This is a genomic window from Stenotrophomonas sp. 05L44_2, assembly GCF_056665995.1.
In genome coordinates this window covers 1-1,886 of the sequence record NZ_JBFTNR010000772.1, presented here as the reverse complement: position 1 = coordinate 1,886, position 1,886 = coordinate 1, and the positions used below count along the sequence as shown (strand labels likewise).

The following is a 1,886-nucleotide window of genomic DNA, read 5'->3' as shown; positions in this document are numbered from 1 at the left end:
GCACTGAAACGGTCGCCGGGCTTCAGTGCGGCCACGCCGGACGGCGTGCCCATGAACACCAGATCGCCGGCGCGCAGCTGCCACAGCTTGGACAGCTCGTGCAGGATCTCCGGCACGTTCCAGATCATCTGGTCGAGCAGGGACTGCTGGCGGACTTCGCCATTGATCTCCAGCGACAGATTGAGGGCGGCCAGATCGCCGACTTCACCGGCGTGCACGATCTCGCTGATCGGTGCAGAGGCATCGAAACCCTTGGCCGAATCCCACGGGTGGCCCTTCTCCTTGGCGGCCGCCTGCAGGTCGCGGCGGGTCAGGTCCAGGCCCACGGCATAGCCATAGACCAGGGCCTCGGCGTCGGCCACGGCCAACTCGCCGGTGGGCGCGTCACGGCCGATCGCCACCACCAGTTCCACCTCGTGATGCAGGTTGCTGGTGGCAGGCGGGTAGGGGATCACATCGTCGTGGCCGACCACGATGGCGTCGGCCGGCTTGGTGAAGAACATCGGGCGGCCGCGATCATCTGCTGCGGGCACGGCAGCACCCATCTCACGCGCGTGGTCGGCGAAGTTGCGGCCGACGCAGTAGATGCGGTGCACGGGAAAGCTGCCGCCACCAACCACCGGTACACGCGGCGTGGCTGCAGCAGGGATCACATCGGAGACATCGGACATGCGGGCATCCAGGAAGGGAGTGCCCGCAGTCTAGAACGCAGCAAGGCCCGCCGTCAGCGGGCAGCGTCGATCAGCGCGAGGACGGCAGCGCCGACTTGCGCACCACGTGGTACTMGCCCTCGACCACGTTCGGGTCGACCGGGCGGCTCGGGCCGGGCTTGCGCGAAGCCAGCAGCTTCCACGCCAGGCCCACCAGGATCATGGCTGCACCGACGAATACGCCGATGAACACCATCGCGGCCAGGATCGCCAGGCCGAGCAGGCCCACGGCAACGCGCACCAGCGGATGGCGCGGCTTGCGCGGGGCAAACAGGGTGCGGAACTGGTGGAAGGCGAAATCGCGATTGAACATGGTGGCTCGATAGGCTGGAAATCAGCGAGCCATGAGTATCGGCAGGTGCCACTGTCATTGAGTGAAAAACTCGTTAAATATAGCCTTGGCTTATTACGGATCAATGACTTGTGTTCATGTCGCAGCTAGTCACATGACCAGGCGTGCGACAATGCGCGATTCCGTCCGAGCCTTCGCCATGACTGCCGCTGTTGCCCTCATCACCCTGGATGCCATTGCCGATGGTGCGTTTGCCGAGGTTGAAGCGGTGGTCGATGGCGATGCCGAGTCGCTGCTGCTGTACCGCGACGGTGAGCAGGTGCGGGCGTTCCTGAACATCTGCCCGCACGCGGGCCGCCGCCTGGATTGGGCGCCCGGCCAGTTCCTTAAGAGCCGCGAAGGCCATCTGGTCTGCGCCGCCCACGGCGCCTCGTTCGCGCTGGACAGTGGCGACTGCATCGCCGGCCCCTGCAAGGGCGACCGCCTGCGCGCAGTGCCGGTGGATGTGCGGGATGGACAGGTCTACCTGGCCTGAGGCATCGGTGTGCGGACCAACGGTCCGCACCCACCGAGTTCAGAACCCACCACATCAGCGAAACATCCAGGAATCCATCCACGCATGGCGTGGATCTACCGTGTCGACCAAGGTCGACACCCACCCACAGCATCACAGAATGCCGTTCCGACAGCGCGCGGAAATCTGTCGAAGGCGGGGTGGGTCCGGTTGCGGGGGTGTCCGCGGCATGGATGCCGCGGCCAAGCCCCCAAGGGTGAGGGCGCTTTGCTTGCGAAGCACTGCTTCGCAAGCGCCCGAACGCACAGCCGCCAGCGGCTGGGCCGGTCTGGGGGTTTACGGCGTCCCCCGCAACCGGACCCACCCCGCC

Annotated in this window: 3 protein-coding genes; 1 reads left to right on the top strand and 2 read right to left on the bottom strand. The window is 66.0% G+C overall.

Annotated features, from left to right (window positions below):
* Together AC1VAN_RS20440 and AC1VAN_RS20435 are read right to left on the bottom strand one after the other, a co-directional pair.
* Positions 1-671, bottom strand: a 671-nt coding sequence (locus tag AC1VAN_RS20440; protein ID WP_480986597.1) for a fumarylacetoacetate hydrolase family protein, incomplete at its 3' end; no start/stop codon positions are given.
* Positions 672-741: 70 nt separating this feature from the next.
* Entirely contained in the window at positions 742-1,023 is a 282-nt protein-coding gene (locus AC1VAN_RS20435) for a hypothetical protein (RefSeq protein ID WP_480986596.1), read from the bottom strand.
* A 178-nt stretch (positions 1,024-1,201) separates the two neighbouring features.
* Here AC1VAN_RS20435 and AC1VAN_RS20430 point away from each other — a divergent pair, with 178 nt between their 5' ends.
* Positions 1,202-1,537: a Rieske (2Fe-2S) protein gene (locus AC1VAN_RS20430; RefSeq protein WP_049469607.1), complete on the top strand. Its 336-nt coding sequence runs from the start codon at positions 1,202-1,204 to the stop codon at positions 1,535-1,537.
* The last annotated feature ends 349 nt before the right edge of the window (positions 1,538-1,886 follow it).